This window comes from Sphingomonas qilianensis, from assembly GCF_039614825.1.
GTDB lineage: Bacteria > Pseudomonadota > Alphaproteobacteria > Sphingomonadales > Sphingomonadaceae > Sphingomonas > Sphingomonas qilianensis.
This window is the reverse complement of sequence record NZ_JBDIMF010000002.1, coordinates 332,093-358,368: the sequence shown is the minus strand read 5'-3', so window position 1 is coordinate 358,368 and position 26,276 is coordinate 332,093. Positions and strand designations below refer to the sequence as shown.

The window sequence follows — 26,276 nt, the reverse complement described above, 5'->3', positions numbered from 1 at the left end:
TGGCCCGGGCGTCGCCGCCCGGGCCAGTCTTCCTACCGGGAGCTACCAGTAGAAGTTGCGGATCACGTCCATCACGATGCCGCGCCGCGTATCGACCAGCAGCACGTCGTTATAATGCCGCACCCAACGCTGGTTGAAACCGGCATTGCGCAGGCGATAGCGGCCGGGATCGGTGATGAAATAGCGCGAGCCATAATAGTTCGGCGCGATCCGGATGCCGGTGCGGAACTGCGTGTAACGGAACGGCGCGTTCCAATTGCCGCGGGCATAGAGCGCGCGGTTACCTTGGCGATAGCCGCGCCAGTCGTTGCGGCCCCACTGACGGTTGCGATCGCGGCGGTCTTCGCGCAATTCCTGCCGCGCGTCGCGCACGTCCTCGCGCTGGTCGCGAATCTCGCGGCGGTCGCCGCTGCGATAGGCGCGGTTCAGTTGGCGCTGCTCCTGCCGCAAATCCTGGCGGTCGCGGCGGACTTCGCCCTGCGATTGCGCGCTGGCCATGGCAGGAAACGCCATGGTCGCCATCAGCGCAGTTATAATCAGTTTACGCATCGTCGCTCTCCATTCGTTGACCGGCCGCCTCATCGGCTACCGTCGATCTCCTTTTTGGAACACCGCCGCTGAACGATGCGCGAACGACTTGGTCAGCCAAATGAAAGGCGATTATGGCTCGTCGCGGCTGCCGCCCTGGCCACCCTGCCCGCCGATCGCGCCGACCGTGCCGATATTGCCGAACAATTCGTCGAAGAAGCCGCGCTTGCGGCCCAAGGTCGGCGTGCTCTTGTTCGACGGATTGATCGAGGCGACCTGCGACTGATCGCCCTTGGCAATGCCGGTGACCACGCCGCGCGGATCGAAGCTGATGCGGATCGTCGTCTGATCACGCACCTTGGGATTGTTGAACGCGTAATTGCGTGCATCGCGCGAGATATAATACCAGTCGCCCTGGTTGAACTGGCTGGTGAAGCTCGGTTTGCCCAGCACCTGCAGCACCGATGCGCGGTTATCGACGCCCGGCTGCACCGAATTTACCAGATCGGCATCGATGATATAGCCCTGATGCGAGCGGAGCGGGGTGCACGCGCCGGCGGCGACGCAGGCCAGGCCCAGCGCCGCGGCCGTCATCAACCGGTTCTGAAATACGCTCATCACATTCTCCCGAGGGCACCCGATCCGGGGCCGCCCGCCTAAACCCATGGCCACGATACGTTGCATCACGCGCCGATCGCCTCAATATGCCGAGCTTGATGGCCAAACAAGGGCCGTGCGGGAACGGATATGGGTTGGCTGGGAAGACTGTTTGGCGAGAAGCGCGATGAGGCGCTGCCGCTCTATACCGCGATTGTCGCGCGCGCGCGGCAGCCGCATTGGTATCTGGCGGGCGAGGTACCCGATACGATCGACGGGCGATTCGACATGATCGCCTGCATCCTGGGCTTTGTCGTGCTGCGGCTCGAGCAGGAGCCGGCAGGTGCGCCGATCAGCGCTGTTCTGACCGAGCGCTTCGTCGACGACATGGACGGGCAACTGCGCGAACAAGGCGTGGGCGACGTCGTTGTAGGCAAGCATATCGGCAAGATGATGGGCATGCTCGGCGGGCGGCTCGGCGCCTATCGCACCGGGCTGGCGGGCGACGGCATCGACGCTGCCCTGGTACGCAACCTGTATCGCGGCGAGGCCCCCGACCCGCAAGCGCTGGCGCACGTGCGCGATGGGCTGCTGGCATTCCGTGCCGAGCTCGTCGCCACACCGATTACGGCGCTCGCCGAAGGAACATTGGCATGACCCAGCCCGAATTTTCCCGCCTCGAACGCCGCGACACGATCGGCACGACCGAGCATAGCGTTTCGATTACCGCAACCGAAGCCGAACGCGCTGCGCTCGCCCAGCGATTCGGGCTGCGGGCGGTCGATCGGCTCGAGGCGACGCTGCGCATTCGCACCGAGGGAGGCGGGATCGTCGCGCGCGGCACCGTCTCCGCCAAGGTGGTGCAGTCCTGCTCTGTGACCGACGAACCACTGCCCGTCACGGTCACCGAAGACATTGCCGTGCGCTTCATCGAGGAACAGGCCGTCGACGGAGAAGAAATCGAGCTGTCCGAAGACGCGCTGGATACGATGTTCTATTCCGGCGGCGCGGTCGATCTGGGCGAAGCGGCAGCAGAGACCGTCATGCTGGCGCTCGATCCCTTCCCCCGCGGGCCAAACGCAGCGCGTGCGCTGAAGGCCGCGGGGGTGATTGGCGAAGATGAGGTCCAGCCGGTCAAGGCGCTTGCCGGGCTCAAGGATCTCCTAAGCAAAACTTGATCATCAAGCATCATATAAAGAATTCTTTATATGATGCTTGACAATGCATTGCGGCAAGCGGATGCGCGGCGCACAGCAGCGTGAAGCTGATGCTGACGACCTATTTCGGCGCGCTCGACGACAATCTTGCGCTGGCCGCCGCCTTGCCGACGGCGGGGCTGCACATCGATCTGGTCCGAGCGCCCGAGCAACTCGACGCCGTCCTGGCCGCCGTCTCTGCCGACAAGCTGTTGTCGCTTGGCGTGATCGATGGTCGCAACGTGTGGCGCGCCGATCTGGCGGCGCTGCTCGAAAGGCTCGAGCCGATCGCGGCGACGCGCGATCTGATCCTCGCGCCATCCTGCTCGCTGCTGCATACCCCGGTGGATCTGGCGCTCGAGCGCAAGCTGGATGCCGAGCTGACGCAGTGGCTGGCCTTCGCGGTACAAAAGATCGACGAACTGGCGATCCTCAAGCGCGCGCTCAACGACGGGCGCGACAGTGTCGCCGAGCAACTGGCCGCCTCCAGCGCCGCGGCCCGGGCACGCACCACGTCGCCGCGCATCCATGACGCGACCGTCGCCGCGCGCGCCGCCGCCGCCACGCCCGACATGCGCCAGCGTCGCTCGACCTATGACGTGCGGCGCGGCGTTCAGGCCGCCGCGCTCCGCCTGCCGGCCTTTCCCACCACGACGATCGGCTCGTTCCCCCAGACCGCCGAGGTGCGCCATGCCCGCGCCGAGCATAGCCGTGGCAATCTCGACGCGGCGGCCTACGCCACGTTCCTGCAGGACGAGACTGCACGGGCGATCCGCTGGCAGGAGGACGTCGGGCTCGATCTGCTGGTGCACGGTGAATTCGAGCGCAACGACATGGTGCAGTATTTCGGCGAGGAACTGGCGGGCTTCGCCTTCACGGTGAGTGGCTGGGTGCAATCCTATGGCTCGCGCTGCGTCCGTCCGCCGATCCTGTACGGCGATGTGTCGCGCCCCGCGCCGATGACGGTGGACTGGTGGCGCTATGCCCAGTCGCTCACCGACCGCCCGGTGAAGGGCATGCTCACCGGCCCGGTGACGATCCTCAACTGGTCGTTCGTGCGCGACGATCAGCCGCGCGCCGCGTCGTGCCGTCAGATCGCGCTGGCGATCCGCGACGAGGTCGTTGATCTCGAAGCCGCCGGCTGCCGGGCGGTTCAGATCGACGAAGCGGCGCTGCGCGAGGGCCTGCCGCTGCGCCAGCACGACTGGGAGCAGTATCTCGCTTGGGCCGTGGAGTGCTTCCGGCTGTCGGCCGCCGGCGTTGCCGATGCCACGCAGATCCATACTCATATGTGCTATTCGGAGTTCAACGATATCCTGCCGGCGATCGGCGCGATGGACGCCGATGTCATCTCGATCGAGACGGCGCGGTCGCAGATGGAATTGCTCGAAGGTTTTGCGCGCTATCGTTATCCCAGTGCGATCGGGCCCGGCGTGTACGATATCCACGCGCCGCGCGTGCCGGGCGAGGCGGAGATGGTCGCGCTGATGCGTCTCGCGCAAGCGCATCTCCAACCCGAGCAATTGTGGGTAAACCCGGATTGCGGTCTGAAGACGCGCAACTGGGCCGAGGTGAAACCGGCGATCGCCGCAATGGTCGCGGCGGCGCGAACGCTGCGGGCCGATCTGGTAAAGGTATAACGATGACGACGAACAGCGTGATCAGGGTGGCGGGCGGCGCCGTGCAGTTGATCGATATGATCTTCCCCGGCGATACCAATCATCACGGCACGTTGTTCGGCGGCGTGGCGCTGGCGCATATGGACAAGGTCGCGTTCCTTGCCGCTGCGCGCCACGGCCGCGCGCCCTTCGTCACCGCATCGTGCGAGCGGATCGATTTCACCGCACCGGCGCGGCTGGGCGAGCTGATCGAGGCGACCGGGCGCATCGTCCGCGTCGGCAACAGCTCGCTCGATGTCGAGGTCGAACTGGTCGCCGAGGAATTGATCAGCGCGAGCGGCGGCTGTGCACGCGTGGTCTGTTCACGCTGGTGGCGATCAAGGGCGCCGATACGCGGTTGCCGCTGCCCCCGCTTGAGGCGGCGATCACCGATAGCGACGATGGCGCGCTGCACATGGCCGACATCGTCTTTCCCTCGCAGACCAATCATTACGGCACGCTCTACGGCGGCGACGCGTTGAAGATGCTGGGCCGCGCCGCGTTCATCGCCGCCACGCGCCACGCGCGCGCCGTGATGGTGATGGCCGCCTCAGACCGGATCGATTTCCGCGCGCCGATCCGCGAGGGCGAAATGACCGAATGCATCGCGCGCGTGCGCATGACGGGGCGCAGCTCGGTCTCGATCCTGGTCGATCTGCATGCCGAAAATCTGCTCACTGGCCGCCGCGAGCATGCGGCGACGGCCACGTTCACGATGGTGGCGGTGGATCCGGCAGGGCGGCCCTTGCCGCATGGGGTGGGCACCCCGACCAGGTAGGGGCAGGACAGCGGGCGCCCACCCTAGTGGTGCGGCTCGAGCCCTTCGTCGCGCAAATATCCCGCACGGTGCGCAGCGCGGAACAGCGGGTTGATCACCGGATTGGACCAGCCGCAATTGGTGGCGAAATCCTGCTTGAGCGTCGCATGGTGCTTTTCATGCGCTGCCGGCGTCATCAGCAGGCGGCAGGCGCGCATTACATGGACAATGCGGGGATTGTCGTCGCGGTGCAGCGTGCCGTGGAAATATTGCGCGAAGGCCGAGCCCAACAGGAAGGAAAAGCCCCCGGCCATCACCGCGCTTGGCAAATCGACCACCGCCCATAGCGCGAGCAGCAGCAGCGACACCGGCAAGGTGCCGACAATGACCGTCGAGCCGATCTGCCGCCACACGCTGCGCCGCCCCAGCGCATCGGGCCGCGGATGATGATTCTTGAAATCATAGGTCAGCCGATCGAGTGGCCCGATCCGCGCCATCGCGGCATCGCGCAACTGCACGTAATCCGCCGATTCACGGCTGCCTTCGTAAAAATAAATCTGCGCCAGCCCCCGCCCCGACGGGCAGGGACGATAATCCATGATCATATGCGTCAGACCGGACGCGGCATCGGCGAGAAACCAGCCGACCAACAACGCCGGCACCGTCCACAGCCCCACATCGCGCACGGCAAGGGCGAGGATCCCGATCATGGCCGCCACAAAGGCGCCGACCGCAAGACGCGAGAGCAACATGACGCGGCTCTGGTGACCGAGCCCACCGGGCAGGTCAAGCTTTGCCATCAGCCGAACAGGGTTGCCGCGCCCGTCTCCCACAGCGCCGGCGAGGCTGCCGCCAGCAGCCCCTTGCCGCCGATCGCCGCGCGATAATCGCTGCCATCGGGACGCGCGACCTTGCCGCCGGCTTCCTCCACCATCAGCGCGCCAGCCAGATGATCCCACGGCATCGTTCGTTCGAACAAGGCGATATCGTTCTGCCCGTCGATCAACCGCGGATATTGCTCGCCGGCGCAACGCGGGATCGCCACCAGATCGAGCCGCCCGGCAGCGCGTGTCTCGATATCAGCGCGTCGCTCTGGCAACAGGAAATGCAGCGCAATTGCCGCACGGGGCTGCGCAGCGCCGGTCGGCCGCGCCATGACGCGTGCACCATCGAAGAACATGCCGCCGCCGCGCACTGCATGGCACATCCGCCCGGACACCGGATCGAGAATCCAGCCGGCTTCGCACCGGCCCTCGTCGAGCAGCGCGACCATCACCGCGAACGGCGTCTTGCCCTCGGCAAAATTCTTGGTGCCGTCCAGCGGATCGATCACCCAGATGCGCCCCTGCCCGAGATCGCCGAGCAGCGAAAGATCATCCGACGCCGCTTCCTCGCCGACGACGCGGTTGCCCGGCGTCAGCGCCGCCAATGCCTCGGTCAGCCGCGCTTCCGATTCCTGATCGGCGATCGTCACTGGATCGCCCGGCGCCTTGTCCCGCACCTCGCCCGCCGCCAGGTTGCGGAAGCGCGGCAGGATGATCGCGGACGCGACCTCGCGCATGGCGGCGGCGACGGGGTCGTAGAGGGGATGCATGGGTGTCCCTAAGAGCATTGAAAATGATGGTGGAAGGCTGCACGACTGCCTCGTCTGCCCAACTGGACAGGCATAACGTACAACTGACCGTCTATAGGTCTCGATCAGTATCTGACCATAAGTTGGCCTTCTGCACTCCGGTAGAGATCACCTTCGGTGAGCCCCGCCTTGGCCGCCGCCTGATTGTCGGCATGAACGGGAAGATTTCCAATGTTTAAAGTTCCACCACCATGTACATTCGCGGAAATATTAGCGATCGGCTTGCCCGCGCCGCTGTACCAGCTAATACGGTAGTCGGCCGGCAATGTTAGTGCTTCGAGCGTACCTTTTTCGTCCAGTGATCCAACGCGAAAAACCAACCCGCGTCGAAATACAGCCCCGTTTGGAATAACTGTCGCGGCAGCCGATACCGGATTGTTGTACGTTAAATCAGTGCGGCCGGCAGAAAGCCACGTCGCTGCCGTTATAGCGCCAAGTGCGTTATAGGGATCAATATCAACGGTCGTGCCGCCGTTCAACGCGTTGAATTCGCTTGCCTGCGACGCGCCTGTGCCGGGCAGACGCCGCGCCTCGCCGTAGATGCCGTAGGCGCTTTGAATGAATGCCGTATTGTCGTTGATGGCGATGCCGGAGAAGCCGATCGTCCGCTGTGGGTGAATCGGATTGTCGCTCGACAGATTTTCGACGAACCATCCCGATCCTGACCGCACTTCGGCCGATTGACGATCGACTGTCCAGATCGTGCGCTCCCCCCCGGCAGGATCGATCGAGCGGAGCAACAGGTTCGCATCCGTGCTGTTCTCGATCTCGATCCGCCAACGCTCCTTGTTGTTGTTGCCCAGGAGATCGACCCGGCTGAGGTCAGGCGCAAGCCCAGAGGGTGGGGGCACCGAGGGCGCTGGCGATGCCGCCTGAGGAGCAGGTTCTGCCTTCTGCGCGTGCGCCGAAGCGGCAGCCGCGATGGCGAGCAGCCAGACAAGTGCCGAGCGTTTCACATCAAACCCGATCAATCGAAGCGCTTCCGCCGCGAGGTCCGCGCGGCTTGACGTTCCACGCCGCCACCGTGCGGGCGATCCCCTCGTCAAAGCTCGTTTGCGCCCGCCAACCAAGCAGATCGGCGGCGAGCGTTGGATCCAGCACATTGGAACTGGCGTCGGTCGGGCGTGCGCTAGTGAATTCGACCATGATCGGCTCGCCGATCGCGCGTTCGAGCGATCCAATCACGTCGAGGATGGATTTGCCGACGCCGCTGCCGATATTGATCGGGCGTCGCACGGCGGGCCGGTCCATCGTGGACATTATCGCATCGATCAGATCGTCGATATAGATATAATCGCGCAGGCTGGTGCCGTCCCCCCACACTGTCACGGGCAGGCCGCGTTCATGATTCTTGATGACGGTAGCGACGAGGCCCTGCCCGCGCTTGTTGTCCTGCCCCGGCCCGAACGGGTTGGAAACGCGCAACGCGGCATACCCCATGGCGGATGGGCCGGTGAGCATGTCGAGATATTGTTCGACGACCTTTTTGGTCATACCGTAGGAATTAAGCGGCCTGGTCGGGTGATCCTCGGAAATCGGCACCGAATGCGGATTGCCGTAGATGGTGCCCCCGGACGACATGAACACGAACGATCCGACGCCCGCCATGATACAGGATTCGATGAAGCTGACCTGCGGCAGGATATTAACGGTAATGTCAGACGTGACCCGATTATTCGCCATGCCGGGGCTCGACGAATTGATCAATTGCACGACAGTTGTCACGCCTTGCAGCAGAGCATGGGTTTCGAGCACGTCCGTGAGATCGATGATTCGCGTGTCGACCCGGAAGCCGATAATCTCATCGTAATCAGGGGGGAAGTTTCGCCCGAACGCGATCACTGGGATATTGTTGGCACGAAGCCGCCGGACGAGATGCCGACCGATGAAGCCGTTGGCGCCGAGCACCCCGACCACTCTCGAAGTGTCCATATTTACCATGAGGCGTTTCTCGTAAGGGACAAATCGGCATAGCGGTTCGTCGGCGGGCTCGACCTTGCGCGGCCATGCCCTGGCACGGCGAACCCGCGCGATAAAGCGACCCGGCTCAAAGCGCGTTGTAGATGGTGAGCGCCTCGTCAAGGTCGCCGTACATCACGCCCTTGCCGTCGCTCAGCACCATCGCACGGTTGCAGAATTCGCGAATCGTATCCGCGCTATGGGAGGCGAGGATCAGTGCGCGATCGCCGCGCTTCTCGAACAATTCATAACGGCACTTCTCGTGAAAGTTATGATCGCCGACCAGGATCACCTCGTCGATCAGATAGCAATCGAACTCGATCGCGATCGACAGCGCGAAGGCGAGCCGCGCCTTCATGCCGGAGGAATAGGTCTTTACCGGCATACGCAATTGCCGGCCAAGCTCAGTAAAATCCTCGACGAAGCCGCGGATCATGTCATAATCTTGGCCGTAGATTCGCGCGATGAACCGGGCATTGTCATAGCCGGTAAGACTGCCCTGGAACCCGCCGCCGAATCCCAGCGGCCACGACACGCTCATTTCACGCCGCACGGTGCCACTGGTTGGCATTTCCACGCCGCCAATCAGCTTGATCAGCGTCGTCTTTCCGGCGCCGTTGCGCCCGAGGAAACCGACATGGTCGCCTTTTCGAATCTGGAAATCGAGCCCCTTCAGGACATGTTTCTTGCCATGCCCCATCGGGTAGGACTTGTGCAGGTTTTCACAGATGATCATTCGACCACCAGCGTCTTGCGGATGCGGCGGCACAACACCAGCCCGACCAACATGCATACCATCGACACCCCAATCGCATAGGGGACATCAAAATGCGGCGTCACCCGATCGCCGAAGATGCCATACCGCATCAATTCCATCGCGCTGACCGGCGGCGAATACAGCATGATCTCCTGCGCGCCGGGGGCCAGCCAGGACACCATCGTGAATGTCCCGGAGAACGGAACCATAATGTAAACGGTCACCGGCATGAACTTCTCGAGCACTTCCGACATCTCGCTCAACGGCGCGACCATCAAGCAGATTGACAGTGTGAAGAACGCGTAGATCACGAAACCCACAAGGAGGTAGCCAATATCGTGCGGCACGGGAAATTCGCCGATCGCGATCAGCAACGTCGCGATGAAGACGTAGGCCATCATCGTCCCGATCATCTCGATCAGAAAACGCACCAACACGAAATCGAGTATCTTGATCTGGCGATGATACATCAGGCTGCCATTGGCGGTGAAGATTCCCAACGCGCGCGACACGGCGTGACGGAACAGCGTAAGCGGTATGTATCCGGTCGCGACGAACGCGATCACGCTGACACCGTGCTCCTCCGGCCCATGCATGAACCGCCACACGAGGCCAACCAGCCCGGCGAACAGCAAGGGTTCAACCATAATCCACAGGAAGCCGATATTCTCGCGCCCGAAACGCGTCGTCAGCTCGCGGATCATCAGCGCGCCGATCACCCGCGTCTGAATGCGCCAGCCTTCTCGAAAGGAAGCCATGCCGCTCATTTTTCGGGCGCATGTTCCAAAATACCGACGACCAGCATCCAGCCGATCAGGTAAAGCGCCAGCGCGGCGGCGGCGATCGTCAGGATTTTGATCAGGCGGTTGGGATACAGTGCAAGATCGGGTGCGTTCGGTTCAACCACGCGCTCGAGATAGAATTGCTGCTTTTGCGCCTCGGAGCGCGATTGTTCGAGCGAGGCATTGGCCGCCGTCAGCATTTGGGAGGCAAATTCCTGCTCGAGCGACAAATTCTCGTAATTGCCCAAGTTGGACGCGATCGCACCGCTGCCGCCGACGGCGCGGCCGTTCTGAGCGGCAATCGCGGCGCCTATCGCCGCAACCCGACCACGCAACGATGGAATGTTCGGATTGCGCGGCGTGACCCGCTGCATGAGATCAAGCTGCGCCTTCAGCCCAGCCTGCTCGGCGATGAGCTTGTTGGATACATCGTACACGCCGACCGCCTGTTTTGCCGGATCGATCAATTCAGTAGAATTGCGGAATACGCCAAGCGCGGCACGCGCGCGACGCATCCGCGCCTCGGCTCCGGCCACGCGCCGCTCACCTTCGGCTATTGCCTTGAGGCGCGAGCGATCGTTAAGCCGGTTGACCAGCGCTTCGGATAGCCCGAGCAATTCGGCGTTGATCGCGCGCGCATCGCCGGAAGTGAAGGCGCGCACCTCCAGGATGGCGAGCCCGGAATCGTTGTCCAGCCGCGTCTCTACCTTGGAGCCGTAATATTTGAACAGGTTCTCGAACCGATCATCCTTGAACGGCGCGGGATAGCGCGACAAGGCGTCTATGTCGGGCATTCCGAATGCCGCGCGCACGTTCGTGCGTTTTTGCAGATCGACCAGCGCGTTGCGCGAGCGCAGATAATCCAGCACCTCGTTGGTTTGCTCCTGCCCCGAAGACAGGCCGGTGGTCTGGATAAGATTGGCCAGCGTCGACATCTGCGACTGTTTCTGGCTGGGGCTTTTTATTACGAACCGCGATTGCGACATATATTGATCTGAAGCGATCAGGCCGTAATATACGATGGCCAACAGGGTCGGCAGGCCTACGAACAACAAGAACCAGCGGCGGCTGTGAAACCACCCCGTCAGCTTCGAATTGGTGCTGCGAGTCGTCCGCACGGCAAGGGCAAGATTCTGATCATTCATCGGTTTCCCCTTTAGCGGACTTTCGAGACGGGGCTAGCCCCCCACCGGCGATTCGACCGAGCGGGGGGGCGGCTCGGCCGGCGTTGAGCGCAGGCCTCGCGGCGCGCCGGTTAAGGCCGCAACACGGTGATAACTTATTGCCCGGTTGATTAGTCCGCGCTAAGCGACAAGCAGTAGTTCTTCGAGAAGAAAATGGGGATGGACGTTGTCGAAAGCAATTGAAGATCTGCTGTTTGATGTGCGCGCGGGCAATGAATGGCACATGCAGTTTAGCGAGCGCTGTGCGCTGCTTTATATACTGGACCGGATCAAGCCCGATATAAGTATCGAGATTGGAACTTTTCAGTGCGGCAGCCTTGCAGCAATCGCCGCGGCCAGCCAAAACGTCTATACGTTTGATATCGATACGATCGATCACGGGTCTCGATTTCCAAATACAAGGTTTATCACGGGAGACTCAGCGGAAACCTTGCCGAAGATTATCGACGATGCGAATAATTCGTCGCGAGAGATCAATTTTATACTGGTCGATGGCAGTCATTCCGAGGAAGGCGTGCTCCGCGATTTGATCGAATGTCTGCGGTATCGACCGAAAACGCGGCCCACCGTCGTCGTGATGCACGACAGCGCCAATCCCGCCGTCCGGCGCGGGATCGAACACGCGCCATGGAATGAAAGCCCGTACGTGCACATGCTGGATCTCGATTTCGTGCCCGGCATGCTCTACGATCGTAGCGATATCATGGGCCAGATGTGGGGGGGCTTGGCGGTCGCGGTGATGCTTCCGACACCGCGCGATGGGCATGTCGCAATCCATTCGACCTTCGCCCATTCGTTTGCCGTTTTGGCAGAGAAATCAATATACGCTACAGCGCTATAGGCTAAACGGTAAAGCAATATCGCGCCGGGGCGTTACGATCTCTGGCAAAGCCCTTTTGAGGCGACTTCGAACTACATAATCTGGCTTTCGCCGTGATCACGCGGCGCCGCTAACACGCGGCGGTAAAGATCAGCGTAAACCTTGACGAGTCGATCCATGTCGTAATGCTCGCCGAGCAGCGCCGCGCCGGCGGCGTAGCGCGCGCGGGTGGGCGCATCGAGCATTTGCTCCATCCCAAGCAGCAGGTTGTGCGTGAATTTCTTGGTGTCGCGCACCGGATCGATCACGATGCCGCCCTTTCGACCATCCTCGATCAGCATTGAGCGGATCTCACCGACGTCCGAGGCGACCACCGGCGTGCCGACCTGCAGCGCCTGGATGATGCACAGCGGGAACGACTCCCCCGAAAAACGGGTGGGTACGATGGCGACGTCGGTCATGCGGTAAAGCCCGTTGATATGCGATTGATATCCAAGGAAGCTGATATCGGGATCGCGGCCATGCAGCTTCGCCAGCGCGTCGGGCGTATCGCCTTCGCCCACCAAACACAGATGCATAGACCGCCCAGGATGGCGCTTCCGGAGCTCGACGAACGCGCCGACCGCCGCCCGCCACCCCTTGCGGATGATGCCGCGCGCGACGAGCGTGAAGACGATCGCATCGTCCGCTATACCCATTTCGGCCCGCGTCCGGGGGAAGGGCGCGGGATCGATCGGCATGGCGTTGGGCAATTTGGTGAACCGCTCCGCCGGTAGCCGAAGCGGCTCCAGAGGCTTGAGATTTTTGTCGGCCGTATAGACAAAGTGGTCGACCGGGGCCGCCAGTTGCCGAACCATCTCCGGCCCCAGTTCGGAAGCTTCGTACGAGCCATGCAAGGTCACGACATAGGCGACGGAATCATCGACCTTCCAAATATGGAAAAAGCGCATTTCGGCACCGACCGTATGCGAATGGATGATCGTGATCCCGGCCTCGTCAAGAAAGCGTTGCGCTCCGTATTCGACCGCCCAAGCAGCTTCATAAATCGCCACGGCGGGGTTCAGCGACCGGCGCATGAACTCGTTCGTCGTGCTTGTCTCGAAGATAATGAACGACACCAGCCAGCCGGCGGCGACCAAATGGTTTGCAAGGTGGATAGGGAAATTTTCCCCGCCGCCGGGGATAAAGCCGTACATCGCCATCAGCAAATGGGGCCGCGTTCGTTGGGTCTGCAGCATTTTGGTAAGGCTGCAATGCCGTTCGAGCGGCCCAAATTTGGGTTCCAGTTCGAACCACTCATATTGGCGGACGATGTGACTGTAAAAGTGGCGCACGGTCGCTTCGGGAACGGTCCACGCGGATCGCAGTGTCACCATCAGCCGTTCAAGCTCGTTGTAGAAATTCGGGCCCTGAAAGGATTTGGACGACGTATTTGATCCATGCCGCCTAAAGTACGATACCGCGCTCGGCTCCCAGGCAATCTGTCCACCGCCGGCAACCTGGATATATAGATACCAGTCGCCGACGACCCGGTAGGTCTGCGCTTCCTGCCAGACGTCGTCGGAAATCGGCGCCCGACGCCACAAACACCCACCGACGTTGGCGATGACGTTGCTCACGCCAAAGCCATTAGCGAACCATTCCGCCGCCGGCCGCACCAGCGAGACATCCCAGATGCCGGGTTCAGCATTTTCGCGATAGGTGTCGAGCGAATCATTCGGAACACCATCGATATCGGTTTCCAGAATGCGCCCGAAAGCGACATGCACGCTGCGGTCGCGAAAATGCGGTACCAGCCTTTCGACGAAATCCGGTTCGCAGAAATCGTCGCTTTCGCAGATCCAGACCAGATCACCCTCGGTCTCAGCGATCGCCTTGCGCCACTGGCGGAAGACGCCGCCCGAATTGGTTTCGTTGTAGATCGCGCGAATCCGGCCGGGGTATCGCGCCACATACTCGTCGATGACATCGCGGCTATCGTCCGACGAACAATCGTCGAGCACAGTAATACTGATATTGTCGTAGGTCTGGCACAGAATGGAATCGATGCGCTGCGCCAGAAAGCGCCCATGGTTGTAATTCGGCACGATAGCCGAGACGCTCGGGCGAGCGGTGACCTTCGCCAGCCCCTGCCGAAACGATAAAGCCCCGCGACGCTCATCCCGGCCAAACAGCACCCAGTGACGGAAGGGATTGATGCCGGCGGCGGCGATGTCGGCGTGCGACTTCAGATAATATTCGGTCGAGAAATCTGGCGAGGGATCGAGCTTCCGCCGCCAGCCGACTGCCATGTAATGCAGGAACGGGTCGGCGAGCGTCGCCAGCGCCGTATCCTGAGCAAGATAATAGTCGATGTCGAACGCTTCGCGTAGCGTTGCGACCTCGCGCGCGGTCAGCCCTTCCAGTCCGGTGGGGTTGTAGCCGCCTTCGGGCTCGGTCTCGCCCGAAAACAGTGGCGCTAAACTTTCAGCAGGCTGAGCCGCGTAAACGACGGGCGCTGCCGCTTGGGCCGCGTAAGCGACGGGCACCGCTGCCGCTGAAACCGGCACAGGCGCCACGGTCGCAGCGCTATCCAGACCAGCCCAGGTCGAACCGGATCCGACGTTCGTCTCGGCCTCCAGCCAATGCACGAAGGGGTTGGTGCCGGCGCGCAGCACATCGCGGTGCGCCATGAGATAGGCGAGCGTCTCGAAATGCGCGCTCGGATCGCGCCCCTCGCGCCAGCCCTGCGTCATATAATGAACGAAGGGATCAACGCCGCGGTCATCCAGCTCGGGATTGGCGGCGAGATAGAAATCGCGATCGAACGCCGCTTCCGCGATCTCTACCTGTTTCTGGGTCAAGCCCATCGACTGAGGCGATATAGTCCAATTTCGTGTTGGTGAATTCACCGTCTGCACTTCCTTATGACGGGTCGCGGGCGAGCCTGTCGATGATCAATTCCGGCCAATACCGATAACAAATTCAGCGCCGTCAGCGCCGCGGGCTCAATCGATGTCGGTATTGCCTCGCCGGCCTTCCATCATGCCGTGGCAGATGAAGTGCTGCAGCGCATCCATGCGCGCCGCGGCGACATCGGGGTAGCGCTCCAGATAGGCCGTCGCGTCGAACAGCCCCCGGCGTTGCAATGCGCGAAGATCGCGTTGGCGACGCCACGACGGCGGCACGAACGCCCACCAACCCCTGTCCCCGGCCGACAGCACCCGGTTGACGGCGCGGAGCCATTCCAGTCGTTCGCCATTCTTCTTGGCCCGCGACTGCTCGTTGTGTAGCGCGCCAGAACGCGTGGCGAGCTCCAGCTGCGCGGCGCGCAATTGCTTGTGCGCGTCGGCCAGATCGGCGTTTGCCGAGACCTGTTGCTGACGCATGGCGTCGATCTGCTGCTGCAAGCTATCGCCGCGCTGCGCCGTATCGGCGATCTCTTCCTCACGCACGCGCAGCAGATTGATCAGCTCGGCGATCCTGTCGAACTGACGGTCGATCCGCTGCCCCGATCGATCCTGCAGATCGGGCGAGCCCCGCGCGGAGGAAGAATCCGCCTGCAGCGCCGCCTCCGCGTCCGCTGCGCGGCGCTCCGCGGCAGCCTGTGCCTCGGTCGCCGCTCGCAAGTCTTGCAACCCGCGTGTCGACGCCGCCCGCTCGGCCGCCAGCGCCGCCGCCGCGGCCTCCGCACGCTGCTCCGCCGCGCGGCGCTCGCCCGCTAGCTTGAACGTCCAGGCGCTTTCTTCGTCCAACTTGAGCGCCTGCGCCTTGAGACGGTCGCTCAGCGCATCGAACGCCGCCTGCAAAGCAACCTTCGATTCCCGCTCGGCCTCAAGCTCAGACCAGGCCTGCGCGATCTCTTCCTCACGCTGACGCAGCGTACTGTCGCTGTCGGCCAGTCGATTGGCGAGCGCATATCGTTCGGCCTCCAACGCTTCGAGCCGGTTGGCATCGGCCTCGATCTGAGCGTCTTTTTCGCCCAGCGCGTCTGCAAATTTGGCGATTCGCGTGTCGAGCGCCGCGGCATGCTCGCGCAGCTGGCCGATCTCCCGATCGGACGCCGCGACTTGCTCACGCAACTTGCCGACCTGTGCCGCCTCTTCGGAAAGTGCGTGCGACAGCGTGTCGAAGGCCGCGGCCTTTTCGTGGAACGCCGTTTCGCTGACCGCTAACTCCTCGGCCAATTGCCGTTCGCGGCCGCTGAGCCGCGCAATCTCGCCGTCCGCCTCGGCAACCCTCGAAATCGTCTGCTCGAGGTCCCGTGCCTTGTCGGCTAAATCCGCCTCCAGCCGGGTCGCGCTTGCCGAGATAGTCTCGATCAGCACCATATCTTCGGTGCGGTCACGGCGGTTGATGATCGCATCCGATTGCCAAGTGATCGCATTCGAACAGGCGACGCGCTGGTACAGAAAGTCGTCATTGAGGTCGGCTTCCGTCGGCCCCTTGCGGAACACCGCGACGTAATCGTTCCAGGTATCCCGATCGCGTTCGGCGATGAAACTTTCGACCAAGATAACATCCAGGTTCTGACTGCGCGCCCATTTGGCCAGCGCAAGCCCCGAATCGGGATAGAAGCGCCAATTATCCTGCGGGTAGCGGTGCACCAGCCCGTTGGAGGGCACGCTGATATAAATGTGCCCTCCAGGCTTCGCCTTCCGACACATTTCGAGAAAGGTCACCCAAAAGGCATCGTCATGCTCGAATGCTGACGACGCCAGGATCATGTCGAACTGTTCGTCCTCAAGCGGGAATGGCTTGCCCGGCTGTGCGACGACATCCACGCCAGGCCCGGCCTCGATATCGAGGCCGACATATTCGTTGGCGGACGATGCATGATCGCGCAGCGCACCGTTGACGGCATAGGATCCCACTTCCAGGATCCTAGCGCCGTCGCGCGGGCAATATGTCTCCATTGCCATGCCGCCGATGATGTACGCAGTATGATGCATGATTAGTGTCTTTCCCCGCGCCGGGATTGAAGGAAGATTAGGCCGGCCCGCCCAGCAGCCGATTCCAGCGCGAACGCTCGACGTGCCGGTAGATTACGCACAGCCGGCAATATCCGCCAGCCTACCCATTACCGCCTCCATCTCCCGAAGCGGCATCGCATTCGGCCCGTCCGACAGCGCCTCATCCGGCCGCGGATGGCATTCCATGAAGAAGCCTGCCACGCCGACCGCCGCCGCCGCCTTCGCCAGATAGGGGACGAATTCGCGCTGCCCGCCCGATGACGTGCCCAGCCCGCCGGGCAATTGCACGCTATGCGTCGCATCGAACACGACCGGGCAACCAGTATCGCGCATCTGCACCAGGCTGCGCATGTCGACCACGAGGTTGTTGTAGCCGAAGCTCGTGCCCCGCTCGCAGACCGTGAAATTATCGGGCTCGACGCCGGCGCGCGTCGCCGCGGCGCGGGCCTTGGCGATAAGCGGCACCATGTCGGCCGGCGCCATGAACTGCGCCTTCTTGAAATTGACCGGCTTGCCGCAGGCTGCCGCCGCCTCGATCAGATCGGTTTGCCGCGCGAGAAACGCCGGGGTTTGCAGCATGTCTACCACCTCAGCCGCCGCCACACACTGCTCCGGCGTGTGGACGTCGGTCAGGATCGGCAGACCGGTTTCGCGGCGCACCTTCTCCAGCACACGCAGGCCTTCGTGCATGCCCACGCCGCGGAACGACGTACCTGAGGTCCGGTTGGCCTTGTCGAAGCTCGCCTTGAAGATAACCAGCAGCCCCTGCCGCTCGGCGATCTGCTTCAGATGCTCGGCGATCTCCAGGCACAACGCCTCGCTTTCGATCACGCATGGCCCGGCGATCAGGAACGGGCGCTGGCCCAGCGCTATATCGTGACCGCAGAGCTTCATTCGGTTCGTCCCATCAATCCGATCCACGCTGGCGAAGCATCGCCTCGACGATAGGCACGTCGCTGGGATTGTTCAGTTCGACCACATCCCAATCCGGTGCGGCGCATTCGACGATCGCCACCGGCGCGCCATAATGAAGAAAGCGGAGCTGTTCCAGCCCCTCGACCTGCTCCAACACGCAGACCGGCCAGGCCGCATAGGCCGCGAGCGCCGCTGGACGATAGGCATAGACGCCGAGATGCAGAAACGCCGGACACGCTCGATCGTCCGGCCAGTCGTCCGGGAGATAAGGCAAAACACGCTTGGAGAAATACAACGCCCGCGATTGCCCGTCCGCCACCACCGTGGTGCCACCGACGCGGCCGGCCTTCTGATCATCGGTCAGATGGCGATACAGCGACGGCGTACAGCGCACCGCAGGCGTGGCCATCGCCGCGCTGGCATCGCCGCGCAAGCGCGCGATCAAATCGGTCACGACATAGGCGGGAGTGAGCGGCGCATCGCCTTGCAGGTTGACGACAATCTCAGGAGGGTTGGCCATCTGCGCGACCGCTGCCGCGCAGCGCTCGGTGCCGTTGGCGCAGGATTCCGGCGTCATGATCGCCGTGCCGCCGAACCGCTCGACCTCTTGGGCAATGCGTGTATCGTCCGTCGCCACGGCGACGAAATCCACCCCCGGCACGGCGGAGGCCGCACGCCAACTGCGCTCAATCAGCGTGCGCGCCACCCCGCCGGCGCCCGCCAATGTGGCCAGCGGCTTGCCCGGATAACGCGTCGAGGCAAAGCGCGCGGGGATGATAATCCCCACACCGGGGGTGGCTGGCCCGCTCATGTCACGCGGCTAACAGCGATCGAAGGTAGCGCGCGTAATCACTTTTGCCCAACCGGACGGTGGAACGCTCGAGACCGGCATCGTCGATGAAGCCCATATGCCAGGCGATTTCCTCGGGGCAGGCGATCTTCATACCCTGCCGGCGTTCCAGCGTGGCGACGAATTCGCCCGCTTCAAGCAGGCTGTCCGGCGTGCCCGTGTCCAGCCAGGCATAGCCGCGTCCCATCACCTCGACCGACAGCTTCTCACGCTCGAGATACACGCGATTGATATCGGTGATCTCCAGCTCACCACGCTCCGATGGCTGCAGATTTGCCGCAATATTCACCACCTCCGCATCGTAAAAGTACAGCCCGGTGACTGCCCAATGCGACTTGGGGTTGGCTGGTTTTTCTTCGATACTCAGCGCCCGCATGTTCTGGTCGAAGTCGACCACGCCATAGCGTTGCGGATCCGCGACATGATAAGCGAACACGGTAGCCCCATCCGGACGGCCGCGCGCGCTTTGCAGTGCGGCAGGCAGGCCGTGCCCGAAGAAGATGTTGTCCCCAAGCACAAGGCACGACGGGCCGCCGGCAACGAAATCGGCGCCGATCGTATAAGCCTGCGCCAGCCCCTTGGGCTCGGGCTGCACGGCATAGCTGATTGCCATGCCCCATTGCGATCCATCGCCGAGCAATGTCTCGAAATTACCCGCATCATGCGGCGTGGTTATGATCAGCACCTCGCGAATGCCGGCCAGCATCAGCGTGGTCAGCGGGTAATAGATCATCGGCTTGTCATAGACTGGCATCAGCTGCTTGGAGACCGCCAGCGTCATCGGATAGAGCCGCGTCCCGCTGCCTCCGGCTAGAATGATACCCTTCATGATACTGATACTCCGTCGGTCTTAGCAGATGGATCATTGAGGCGGGCGACGACGGCACGCAGCGCCATCGGCCAGTCCCGCAAGCGCACGCCGTGGCGCGCTTCCAGCAATGTGCAGTCGAGCCGCGAATTGGCCGGGCGCGGGGCCGGCGTGGGATAGTCCGTCGTGGGGATCGCGCGCACCATGGCGGAAGGCCCGCCAGCCGCCGCCGATGCCACGAAAATGGCCTCCGCCAACTCGGCCCAGCTTGCCTCCCCGCCGCCGGTCATATGAAAAATACCGCGCAGCGCCGGATCGGGGTCAGCAACGAGATGCGCGGCGACGGCGATCACGCCATCGGCAATATCGAGCGCGCTGGTCGGGTTGCCGCGCTGGTCCGCCACCACGCCCAGTTCGTCGCGCGTTTCCGCCAGACGCAGCATCGTTTTGACGAAATTGGCACCGAACGGGCTGTATACCCAGGCCGTCCGCAGCACCGCGCTATCCGGCTGCGCCGCGCGAACCAGCTTTTCGCCGGCCAGCTTGGACGCACCATAGATCCCGCTGGGGCCGGTCGCATCGCTTTCCACATACGGCGTCGGCTTGGTGCCATCGAACACGTAGTCGGTCGACAGATGCACCAGCGGCACGCCGAGCGAGCGCGCCGCCTGCGCCACCGCCTCGGCGCCGGTCGCGTTAATCGAGAAGGCGAGATCGCGTTCGCTTTCGGCGCGATCCACAGCTGTATGCGCCGCCGCCGAGACGATAACGTCGGGGTGGACGGCAGCGATCGCAGCGTGGATCGCAGCGGCGCTTGACGTCAGGTCCAGTTCCGGGCGCCCGAGCGGCAGCACGACGTGCCCCGCTGCGCCGCCGCGCTCGATCAGCGCCCGGACCACTTGCCCTTCACGTCCCGTGACGGCGATCCTCATGCGGCTTTGGCACCTGTCGGCAGCCCCAGCCGCTGCCCGGCATAGGCATCGCGCAAGGGCTGCCACCACCAGTCATTATCGAGATACCATTGCACCGTCTTCTCGATGCCGCTGTCGAAATCCTCCTGCGCCGTCCAGCCCAGTTCGGTTTCCAGCTTGGTCGCGTCAATGGCATAACGGGCGTCATGGCCCGGCCGATCGGTAACGAATTCGATCAGTTCCTCGCGCGGTTGGTTGCCCGGGGCGAGACGGTCGAGCACCTGGCAGATGCGTCGTACGACGTCGATATTCTGCCGCTCGTTGCGCCCGCCGACATTATACGTCTCGCCGACGCGGCCGCGTTCGGCGATCAGATCCAGCGCACGGGCGTGATCCTCGACGAACAGCCAATCACGCACGTTCTCGCCGGTGCCGTAGATCGGCAGCTTTTCGCCGGCGAGGGCATTGAGAATGGTCAGCGGAATGAGCTTTTCCGGAAAATGGAACGGCCCGTAATTGTTCGAGCAGTTCGAAACCACCACGGGCAGCCCATAGGTGCGGTGCCACGCCTTGGCGAGATGATCCGAGGCCGCTTTGGACGCCGAATAAGGCGAGCTCGGATCGTACGGAGTCGTCTCTTCGAACAATCCGGTGTCGGCGAGCGAGCCATAAACCTCATCGGTCGAAACGTGCAGAAAGCGGAATGCGTCACGCTCATCTGCGGCCAACCCCGCCCAATAAACCCGCGCCACCTCGAGCAGCGTGAACGTACCGATCACGTTGGTCTGGACGAAATCGGCCGCCCCGGTGATCGACCGGTCGACATGGCTCTCCGCGGCCAGGTGCATGATGCGGTCTGGGGCAAAATCGGCCACGGCAAGATCCATTGCGGCGCGGTCGCAAATGTCCGCTTGCAGGAAGCGGTAACCGGGCCGGCCTTCGACGGCGCGCAACGAGGCGAGATTGCCGGCATAGGTCAGCGCATCGACGTTGAGCACGTCATAGCCCTTGTCGAGCACGAGATGACGCACAAGGGCCGAGCCAATGAAACCGGCCCCGCCGGTCACCAGAATGCGCATGTTAATCCTTAAGCGAAAAGAGAGGGGGAAGCGCCGCCAATGCGGGCTGGGCACGATCTTTAGGCGATAGTGATGTCGCATCAGCCACAGCAGGCCAAGTAATAGCGATATCGGGATCATCCCACGCGACGCCCAGGTCATCCGCCTTGCTGTAATAAGCCGTCACCTTGTAACTTACCACGGTGTCCGGCTCGAGTGTGCAAAAGCCGTGACCGAAACCCGGCGGGATCCACAGTTGATTGCCCTTGACAGCCGAGAGCGTAACACCGGCCCACTTGCCATAATTAGGCGAATCCGCGCGAAGATCCACCGCGACATCAAAAACCGACCCCGCAAGACAACTGACCAGCTTTCCCTGCGCAAACGGATGGGTCTGAAAATGAATGCCGCGAACCGTACCGCAGCGAGTGCTCAGCGACTGATTATCTTGAACGAAGCGATATTCGCCAGCTTCCTCGAAAAACTTCATCTCGCGAAATGTTTCCACGAAATAGCCACGATCGTCGGAAAAACGAGACAGTTCGATTTCCATCGGACCTGCTAGGTCTAAAGAATTGAACTTCATCAACTATCCCGATACTGCCAATCCGCTGCGACAGTCCGCAGCGGCACGCGTTAAAAGATTAGGCTACCGGTTTCAACCCGTCTGTGACAGTGCGTCGCCGGTCTCATTGCCCACCCATTATCGGATTGGTGTTGTCGCACAAGAATTTAACCCCCGCGCACTGCGCAAATGCGACTGGCCCCACAGCTGGCGCGATGAAGCCTCGAATATCCGCGTGACAGATCAACGAGCCCCTCGTTGGTGGCCGGCGATGCAGCCGTCCTCGCTATTCGCAGTGCCGCCATTTCCAGGCCGCAAGCCCGATAAGTGGGTGATCCCGCAGCCATTCGATGCGCGGACGCGGGAGGAGGTCGCCGCTTGTATCGAGGCCATGCGCCACCACCGCGTCGGTGGCACTTTCTGGGACTCACACCCAGTGAGCGCAAACAGCGACGTTTTGGTGCGCCCGCGTGATGCCGGGCAATATCAGCGCGCCGCAGCACTGGCTGAAACTCGTCGCTTGCGGGCGACGTATTGGTTCCCCGATGCCGCTGCAGCGCTGACTAGCGGCGCGAATGCGGCCAGCGTGGTGATCGGCCCATGCGATCCATGGTACCTGCTGACCCGCGCCACCGAACTATGGACCGATGCCGAGGACGAAGTTGGGCTTATCGCCACCATCGCGGGGACCCCGCAAAGCTCGCTCGACCCTGGAAGCGAGGCGATCGATCCCGTCGCTCGGCTGGCGAAGTTGCTTGGCAGCGTCCGCTTCGAAGATCCCTTTTCGCGCGCTGAGGTGGGGCCGTCGCGGTTCGTCGAACTACTCGGCTTCTGGCGCATGCTAATCGACGCCAACCGCCCTATCAGGCGCATTTACGGCGTGGCCCACTGGAAGCGCGAAGCCGTCGCGCCGCTACTGTGGGATGGCAGCATGGTTGACCGTTTCCATGGCACGATCGACCAGCCTGACGGGGCTGCCGCGGCCTGGATCGCGCGCACGCCAGCGTCTGTTCTGCTAGAGCTAGCCCATAACAATACACCGGTGTACCAGCTTGAGGACGGGTTCATTCGTTCGGTCGGGCTTGGCGCGGATTGCGTCCCGCCCCTATCGATCGTCGTCGATGCGCAGAGTGCGCATTACGACCCCGCACGGCCAAGCGAACTGGAAATGCTGCTGCAGCATGGAGACTTCGACCGCGATCTGCTTGAACGCGCGCGGGCGCTGCGGACAACCATCGTCGCACAAGGAATTAGTAAATACGCTCAGGGCACGCAGATATTGGCGCGCACCAGCTGTGACCGCCGACGGGTATTGATCACTGGCCAGGTGGAGGACGACCAATCGGTGCTGAAGGGAGGGGGTGGCATCGTGTCCAACCTAGAACTGCTGCGTCGCGTCCGCGAGCGCGAGCCCCAGGCGCATATCACGTACCGCCCCCACCCGGACGTCGACGCCGGACATCGCAAGGGCCATATTGCGGACGATGTGGTACTGACCCTTGCCGATGCCATTGCGCGCGACGTAGGAATAACCGCGTTGATCGATGCGACCGATCACCTCCATGTACTGACTTCGCTCGCCGGGTTCGAAGCATTGATGCGCGGCACATCTGTCACGACACACGGCGTCCCCTTTTACGCCGGCTGGGGCCTGACCGAGGATCTCGGACCGGTTCCAGCGCGCCGCACCACGCGGCGCTCGCTGGACGAATTGGTTGCGGCGACCTTGATGCAATATCCGCGCTATCTCGACCCCATCACTGGCTTACCCTGCCCGCCCGAAATTCTCGTAAAACGCATCGCCGCGGGGGTCCGTCGTCAAAATACGCCACTGGTCATCGCCCGGCGACTGGTTGGCAAGATGCGGCGTTACGTCCGCCGCATGCCCGGAGCACGATGATGAACAGCTCCACAATGGTCGATTTTGGACCGGCCGGCAAAACGGCGGCTACGCCAGCCCCTAAGGCGGCCGGGGAGCGGACGTTCCTGATGCTGCAGGGACCGCCCGGTCCGTTTTTCTGGGAACTAGCGCAAAGATTGCGCCGCGATGGCGCCGTCGTGCACCGAATCAATCTCAGCGGTGGTGATGATTACGACTGGCCTGGCGAAGCGGTGAATTATCGCGGCCGAATGTCGGATTGGACGTTGTATGTCGATCGCTTCATGCGTGGCCACGGGGTGACCGACGTCCTGTTGTTTGGCGATTGCCGCCCCGTGCACATCGCCGCGCGACAAATGGCACAACTGCGCCATATCCAAGTGCATGTGTTCGAAGAAGGATATATCCGGCCAAATTGGATGACGCTGGAACTAAGCGGGGTAAATGGCAATTCGCGGTTCGAGCGAGACCCGCAGCGGCTGTTAGCGCGAGCGACCGATCTGCCGCCGGTGCCGAATCTGCCGCCAATCATCGCAAATTCCAAAAGGCGCGCACGCGATAGCTATTGGCACTATCACTATGTATGTGTCGGAAGACTTCTACGCCGCTACCCGCATTATTGGTCGCACCGACCGGGCTCGATTCTAAGCGAGGGTATCGCCTGGCTGCGCAAACTGGCCCTGCGCAAGCGCGTCGCACGAGAGGCAGAGCGCACGCTCGCGGCGGTGGTGCCGGGCAGCTACTTCCTGTTTCCACTGCAGCTAAGCACCGATTACCAGATCCGCGCGCATTCCCCGTTTAGCACGATGCACCAAGCGGTCGATTATGTGATGGCGAGCTTCGCCGAGCATGCGCCGGCGGATTCACTGTTACTTATCAAGGAGCATCCGCTCGATATTTCATTTCGCGATTGGGGCACCTTAATTTCCGCGCACGCCAAGCGGCTGCGTATTGCCGATCGCGTGCTTCATGTGGCTGGCGGCGACCTGAACGATCTGGCGGTAGGATCGCGCGGCGTAGTCGTGGTGAACAGCACCTCGGCCACGTTTGCGCTGGCAGAGGGGCGCCCCGTGATCACGCTGGGGTCGGCAATCTATTCAATGCCAGGTATTACGCATCAAGGGCCTCTCGATACGTTTTGGTCGGCCCCCACCCCGCCGCGCCGCGAACTTTATGACGCCTTCCTGCGCTGTCTGCACGATTATTGTTTGGTGCGTGGCGGGCTGGCGAGCCAGTCCGCCACGCGCATCTTGGTCGCCAGCGCGGCGGAGCGGCTGCTCCGCCCGTTTAATTGTTAGTGTTGAGCGTCTGCCGCACGGTGACGATCGGTGCAAAGAGCTGGCTGAATATCTGGATGAGCTTGCTTGGCTGATTGGCCCGCGCGTTGCCGATGTACAGCACATCTTTATCGCGCATCGCGAAACGCTGCGAGATGAAATAAGCTCCGGCGCGCATCATGTTCAGGTGGTATACGGTCGGCTGCTCCGTGCCATCGGCATTACGCACGAAGCGGAACACGAAGATCGCCGCGGGATCGCCACGGTCGGGGCTAGAACCGCCCGCCTGCGCCACTGCTTCAGCCAGCGTCAGTGCCGAGCGAGTAAAGCGGATTTCCTCGACTCGGTTCGGAGCCCCCATAACCGAGAAAGTCTGTGCCGAGCTGACCAACGTGATGCGATCGCCCGGATAAATCTGAACATTGTCCTGCACGCCCGCCAGCAGATCACTTACGCGCACGTCGTAACTGCGATCATCGCGGTTGATGCGGGCGACGACGTCCTTCGCGTCGCCGCGTACGCCGCCCGCCAGTGCGATCACGTCGGACAGGGTTTCACGGTTGGTGCTCAGCACAAGCCGGCCCGGACGGGTGACCTCGCCACCCAGAATGACGCTGTTAGTTATCGACTGCTGGATCGTCACCAGAACACGCGGATCCTGAGACAGGCCGCGCAGCGCCGTCCGGATCATCGTCTGTACCTGCGCCGCCGTGTGCCCGGCAGCGCGAATGTCACCCGCAAAAGGAATGCGGATGATGCCACCATCATCGACGCGGATGAGCGGCAGTTTTTGGACCCTAGCTGACGAGTCGGTAACGCCCTGCCCGCCAGCACCGCTCATGCCAGAACTGCCGAACAACGCGACACCGGGTTCATAAATGTTGATCTCAAGCACGTCGCCGGGCCCAATGAGGTCGGTCGGGGGGGCAATTCCGGCAGGCAGCGATGACAAGACTGGTGCTTGCGGCCCAGGCACGGCCGCTAGCGTATCCAACTCTATCAGCGGAAACGGCAGTGGCTGCTCGGGATCACCGGCGGCGCGCGTAATCTGGCGCCCGGTTGGGCCGCTTGACGGCAGGGTCGCACACCCACCCAGCAGCAGGGCAACGATACAGGAGATGCCAACGGCCGTCGGGCGCGGGCCGGTTTGCGGCAACACAGCATTCAACATGAAAAACATTATCCTGGAA

At 62.5% G+C, this 26,276-nt stretch carries 25 protein-coding genes and 1 pseudogene; 8 read left to right on the top strand and 18 right to left on the bottom strand.

What is annotated here, in order from left to right; genetic code table 11:
* Window positions 1-42: 42 nt before the first annotated feature.
* Entirely contained in the window at window positions 43-549 is a 507-nt protein-coding gene (locus tag ABC969_RS08205) for an RcnB family protein (RefSeq protein ID WP_345864187.1), read from the bottom strand.
* Window positions 550-660: 111 nt separating this feature from the next.
* Window positions 661-1,146, bottom strand: a complete 486-nt coding sequence (locus ABC969_RS08200; RefSeq protein ID WP_345864186.1) for an outer membrane protein assembly factor BamE — start codon at window positions 1,144-1,146, stop codon at window positions 661-663.
* Window positions 1,147-1,275: 129 nt separating this feature from the next.
* On the opposite strand from ABC969_RS08200, the gene ABC969_RS08195 reads away from it, so the two are divergent.
* The 5 genes and pseudogenes from ABC969_RS08195 to ABC969_RS08175 all read left to right on the top strand — a co-directional run bounded on the left by ABC969_RS08195 (window position 1,276) and on the right by ABC969_RS08175 (window position 4,757).
* Window positions 1,276-1,782, top strand: a complete 507-nt coding sequence (locus ABC969_RS08195) for a ubiquinol-cytochrome C chaperone family protein (protein ID WP_345864185.1) — start codon at window positions 1,276-1,278, stop codon at window positions 1,780-1,782.
* Window positions 1,779-2,303, top strand: coding sequence for a YceD family protein (locus tag ABC969_RS08190; RefSeq protein ID WP_345864184.1), 525 nt, complete (start codon window positions 1,779-1,781; stop codon window positions 2,301-2,303). The genes ABC969_RS08195 and ABC969_RS08190 overlap by 4 nt, the downstream gene beginning before the upstream one ends.
* Before the next feature lie 77 nt (window positions 2,304-2,380).
* Window positions 2,381-3,961, top strand: a pseudogene (gene metE, locus ABC969_RS08185) (5-methyltetrahydropteroyltriglutamate--homocysteine S-methyltransferase); the annotation flags it as partial.
* 2 nt (window positions 3,962-3,963) lie between these two features.
* Entirely contained in the window at window positions 3,964-4,461 is a 498-nt protein-coding gene (locus ABC969_RS08180; protein ID WP_345864183.1) for an acyl-CoA thioesterase, read from the top strand.
* Window positions 4,395-4,757: an acyl-CoA thioesterase gene (locus tag ABC969_RS08175; RefSeq protein WP_345864182.1), complete on the top strand. Its 363-nt coding sequence runs from the start codon at window positions 4,395-4,397 to the stop codon at window positions 4,755-4,757. Before ABC969_RS08180 ends, ABC969_RS08175 begins: the two co-directional genes overlap by 67 nt.
* Window positions 4,758-4,780: 23 nt before the next feature.
* Here the strand turns inward: ABC969_RS08175 and ABC969_RS08170 are convergent, their stop codons facing one another.
* From ABC969_RS08170 to ABC969_RS08140, 7 genes are all read right to left on the bottom strand, one after another.
* Window positions 4,781-5,536 (bottom strand): fatty acid desaturase CarF family protein, encoded by a 756-nt coding sequence (locus ABC969_RS08170; RefSeq protein WP_345864181.1) that lies wholly within the window; start codon window positions 5,534-5,536, stop codon window positions 4,781-4,783.
* Window positions 5,536-6,330: an inositol monophosphatase family protein gene (locus tag ABC969_RS08165; RefSeq protein WP_345864180.1), complete on the bottom strand. Its 795-nt coding sequence runs from the start codon at window positions 6,328-6,330 to the stop codon at window positions 5,536-5,538. Before ABC969_RS08165 ends, ABC969_RS08170 begins: the two co-directional genes overlap by 1 nt.
* Before the next feature lie 104 nt (window positions 6,331-6,434).
* Window positions 6,435-7,340 carry a hypothetical protein gene (locus ABC969_RS08160; protein WP_345864179.1) on the bottom strand — a complete coding sequence of 302 codons (906 nt, stop codon included), beginning with the start codon at window positions 7,338-7,340 and terminating at the stop codon, window positions 6,435-6,437.
* Entirely contained in the window at window positions 7,327-8,301 is a 975-nt protein-coding gene (locus ABC969_RS08155; protein WP_345864178.1) for an NAD-dependent epimerase/dehydratase family protein, read from the bottom strand. Before ABC969_RS08155 ends, ABC969_RS08160 begins: the two co-directional genes overlap by 14 nt.
* A gap of 115 nt (window positions 8,302-8,416) precedes the next feature.
* On the bottom strand, window positions 8,417-9,064 hold the full coding sequence (locus ABC969_RS08150) for an ABC transporter ATP-binding protein (RefSeq protein WP_345864177.1): 648 nt from the start codon (window positions 9,062-9,064) through the stop codon (window positions 8,417-8,419).
* Window positions 9,061-9,804 (bottom strand): ABC transporter permease, encoded by a 744-nt coding sequence (locus ABC969_RS08145; protein WP_345864176.1) that lies wholly within the window; start codon window positions 9,802-9,804, stop codon window positions 9,061-9,063. Before ABC969_RS08145 ends, ABC969_RS08150 begins: the two co-directional genes overlap by 4 nt.
* Window positions 9,805-9,848: 44 nt before the next feature.
* Window positions 9,849-11,012: a KpsE/RkpR family capsule polysaccharide export protein gene (locus ABC969_RS08140; RefSeq protein ID WP_345864175.1), complete on the bottom strand. Its 1,164-nt coding sequence runs from the start codon at window positions 11,010-11,012 to the stop codon at window positions 9,849-9,851.
* A gap of 205 nt (window positions 11,013-11,217) precedes the next feature.
* Between ABC969_RS08140 and ABC969_RS08135 the strand changes: the two genes are divergently transcribed.
* On the top strand, window positions 11,218-11,892 hold the full coding sequence (locus ABC969_RS08135; protein ID WP_345864174.1) for a class I SAM-dependent methyltransferase: 675 nt from the start codon (window positions 11,218-11,220) through the stop codon (window positions 11,890-11,892).
* 71 nt (window positions 11,893-11,963) lie between these two features.
* Here the strand turns inward: ABC969_RS08135 and ABC969_RS08130 are convergent, their stop codons facing one another.
* From ABC969_RS08130 to rfbC, 8 genes are all read right to left on the bottom strand, one after another.
* Window positions 11,964-14,771 carry a glycosyltransferase gene (locus ABC969_RS08130; RefSeq protein WP_345864173.1) on the bottom strand — a complete coding sequence of 936 codons (2,808 nt, stop codon included), beginning with the start codon at window positions 14,769-14,771 and terminating at the stop codon, window positions 11,964-11,966.
* 87 nt (window positions 14,772-14,858) lie between these two features.
* Window positions 14,859-16,802 (bottom strand): methyltransferase domain-containing protein, encoded by a 1,944-nt coding sequence (locus tag ABC969_RS08125; protein WP_345864172.1) that lies wholly within the window; start codon window positions 16,800-16,802, stop codon window positions 14,859-14,861.
* 93 nt (window positions 16,803-16,895) lie between these two features.
* Window positions 16,896-17,717, bottom strand: coding sequence for a 3-deoxy-8-phosphooctulonate synthase (kdsA, locus tag ABC969_RS08120; protein WP_345864171.1), 822 nt, complete (start codon window positions 17,715-17,717; stop codon window positions 16,896-16,898).
* A gap of 13 nt (window positions 17,718-17,730) precedes the next feature.
* On the bottom strand, window positions 17,731-18,549 hold the full coding sequence (locus ABC969_RS08115; RefSeq protein ID WP_345864170.1) for a 3-deoxy-manno-octulosonate cytidylyltransferase: 819 nt from the start codon (window positions 18,547-18,549) through the stop codon (window positions 17,731-17,733).
* A 1-nt stretch (window position 18,550) separates the two neighbouring features.
* A complete protein-coding gene (gene rfbA / locus ABC969_RS08110) occupies window positions 18,551-19,417 on the bottom strand; it encodes a glucose-1-phosphate thymidylyltransferase RfbA (RefSeq protein WP_345864169.1) in 867 nt (288 codons plus the stop codon).
* Complete coding sequence (gene rfbD, locus ABC969_RS08105; protein ID WP_345864168.1) at window positions 19,414-20,328, bottom strand: dTDP-4-dehydrorhamnose reductase; 915 nt, start codon at window positions 20,326-20,328, stop codon at window positions 19,414-19,416. The genes rfbA and rfbD overlap by 4 nt, the downstream gene beginning before the upstream one ends.
* Window positions 20,325-21,386, bottom strand: a complete 1,062-nt coding sequence (rfbB, locus tag ABC969_RS08100; protein WP_345864167.1) for a dTDP-glucose 4,6-dehydratase — start codon at window positions 21,384-21,386, stop codon at window positions 20,325-20,327. Before rfbB ends, rfbD begins: the two co-directional genes overlap by 4 nt.
* A 1-nt stretch (window position 21,387) precedes the next feature.
* Window positions 21,388-21,951 (bottom strand): dTDP-4-dehydrorhamnose 3,5-epimerase, encoded by a 564-nt coding sequence (gene rfbC, locus ABC969_RS08095; RefSeq protein ID WP_345864166.1) that lies wholly within the window; start codon window positions 21,949-21,951, stop codon window positions 21,388-21,390.
* Between rfbC and ABC969_RS08090 the strand changes: the two genes are divergently transcribed.
* Window positions 21,941-23,830, top strand: coding sequence for a capsular polysaccharide export protein, LipB/KpsS family (locus tag ABC969_RS08090; RefSeq protein WP_345864165.1), 1,890 nt, complete (start codon window positions 21,941-21,943; stop codon window positions 23,828-23,830). The two genes, rfbC and ABC969_RS08090, sit on opposite strands and share 11 nt — an antisense overlap.
* Window positions 23,830-25,107 (top strand): capsule biosynthesis protein, encoded by a 1,278-nt coding sequence (locus ABC969_RS08085; RefSeq protein ID WP_345864164.1) that lies wholly within the window; start codon window positions 23,830-23,832, stop codon window positions 25,105-25,107. The genes ABC969_RS08090 and ABC969_RS08085 overlap by 1 nt, the downstream gene beginning before the upstream one ends.
* Here ABC969_RS08085 and ABC969_RS08080 read toward each other — a convergent pair.
* The gene (locus tag ABC969_RS08080) at window positions 25,097-26,257 is read right to left on the bottom strand and encodes a polysaccharide biosynthesis/export family protein (protein WP_345864163.1); all 1,161 of its coding nucleotides are present in this window, start codon (window positions 26,255-26,257) and stop codon (window positions 25,097-25,099) included. The two genes, ABC969_RS08085 and ABC969_RS08080, sit on opposite strands and share 11 nt — an antisense overlap.
* Between the last annotated feature and the right edge of the window lie 19 nt (window positions 26,258-26,276).

Bases quoted from the DNA above. Each gene is read 5' to 3' on its own strand.
- ABC969_RS08205 (WP_345864187.1), bottom strand. From the start codon at position 549: ATGCGTAAACTGATTATAACTGCGCTGATGGCGACCATGGCGTTTCCT.
- ABC969_RS08200 (WP_345864186.1), bottom strand. From the start codon at position 1,146: ATGAGCGTATTTCAGAACCGGTTGATGACGGCCGCGGCGCTGGGCCTG.
- ABC969_RS08195 (WP_345864185.1), top strand. From the start codon at position 1,276: ATGGGTTGGCTGGGAAGACTGTTTGGCGAGAAGCGCGATGAGGCGCTG.
- ABC969_RS08190 (WP_345864184.1), top strand. From the start codon at position 1,779: ATGACCCAGCCCGAATTTTCCCGCCTCGAACGCCGCGACACGATCGGC.
- ABC969_RS08180 (WP_345864183.1), top strand. From the start codon at position 3,964: ATGACGACGAACAGCGTGATCAGGGTGGCGGGCGGCGCCGTGCAGTTG.
- ABC969_RS08175 (WP_345864182.1), top strand. From the start codon at position 4,395: ATGGCCGACATCGTCTTTCCCTCGCAGACCAATCATTACGGCACGCTC.
- ABC969_RS08170 (WP_345864181.1), bottom strand. From the start codon at position 5,536: ATGGCAAAGCTTGACCTGCCCGGTGGGCTCGGTCACCAGAGCCGCGTC.
- ABC969_RS08165 (WP_345864180.1), bottom strand. From the start codon at position 6,330: ATGCATCCCCTCTACGACCCCGTCGCCGCCGCCATGCGCGAGGTCGCG.
- ABC969_RS08155 (WP_345864178.1), bottom strand. From the start codon at position 8,301: ATGGACACTTCGAGAGTGGTCGGGGTGCTCGGCGCCAACGGCTTCATC.
- ABC969_RS08150 (WP_345864177.1), bottom strand. From the start codon at position 9,064: ATGATCATCTGTGAAAACCTGCACAAGTCCTACCCGATGGGGCATGGC.
- ABC969_RS08140 (WP_345864175.1), bottom strand. From the start codon at position 11,012: ATGAATGATCAGAATCTTGCCCTTGCCGTGCGGACGACTCGCAGCACC.
- ABC969_RS08125 (WP_345864172.1), bottom strand. From the start codon at position 16,802: ATGCATCATACTGCGTACATCATCGGCGGCATGGCAATGGAGACATAT.
- kdsA (WP_345864171.1), bottom strand. From the start codon at position 17,717: ATGAAGCTCTGCGGTCACGATATAGCGCTGGGCCAGCGCCCGTTCCTG.
- ABC969_RS08115 (WP_345864170.1), bottom strand. From the start codon at position 18,549: ATGAGCGGGCCAGCCACCCCCGGTGTGGGGATTATCATCCCCGCGCGC.
- rfbA (WP_345864169.1), bottom strand. From the start codon at position 19,417: ATGAAGGGTATCATTCTAGCCGGAGGCAGCGGGACGCGGCTCTATCCG.
- rfbD (WP_345864168.1), bottom strand. From the start codon at position 20,328: ATGAGGATCGCCGTCACGGGACGTGAAGGGCAAGTGGTCCGGGCGCTG.
- rfbB (WP_345864167.1), bottom strand. From the start codon at position 21,386: ATGCGCATTCTGGTGACCGGCGGGGCCGGTTTCATTGGCTCGGCCCTT.
- rfbC (WP_345864166.1), bottom strand. From the start codon at position 21,951: ATGAAGTTCAATTCTTTAGACCTAGCAGGTCCGATGGAAATCGAACTG.
- ABC969_RS08085 (WP_345864164.1), top strand. From the start codon at position 23,830: ATGAACAGCTCCACAATGGTCGATTTTGGACCGGCCGGCAAAACGGCG.
- ABC969_RS08080 (WP_345864163.1), bottom strand. From the start codon at position 26,257: ATGTTGAATGCTGTGTTGCCGCAAACCGGCCCGCGCCCGACGGCCGTT.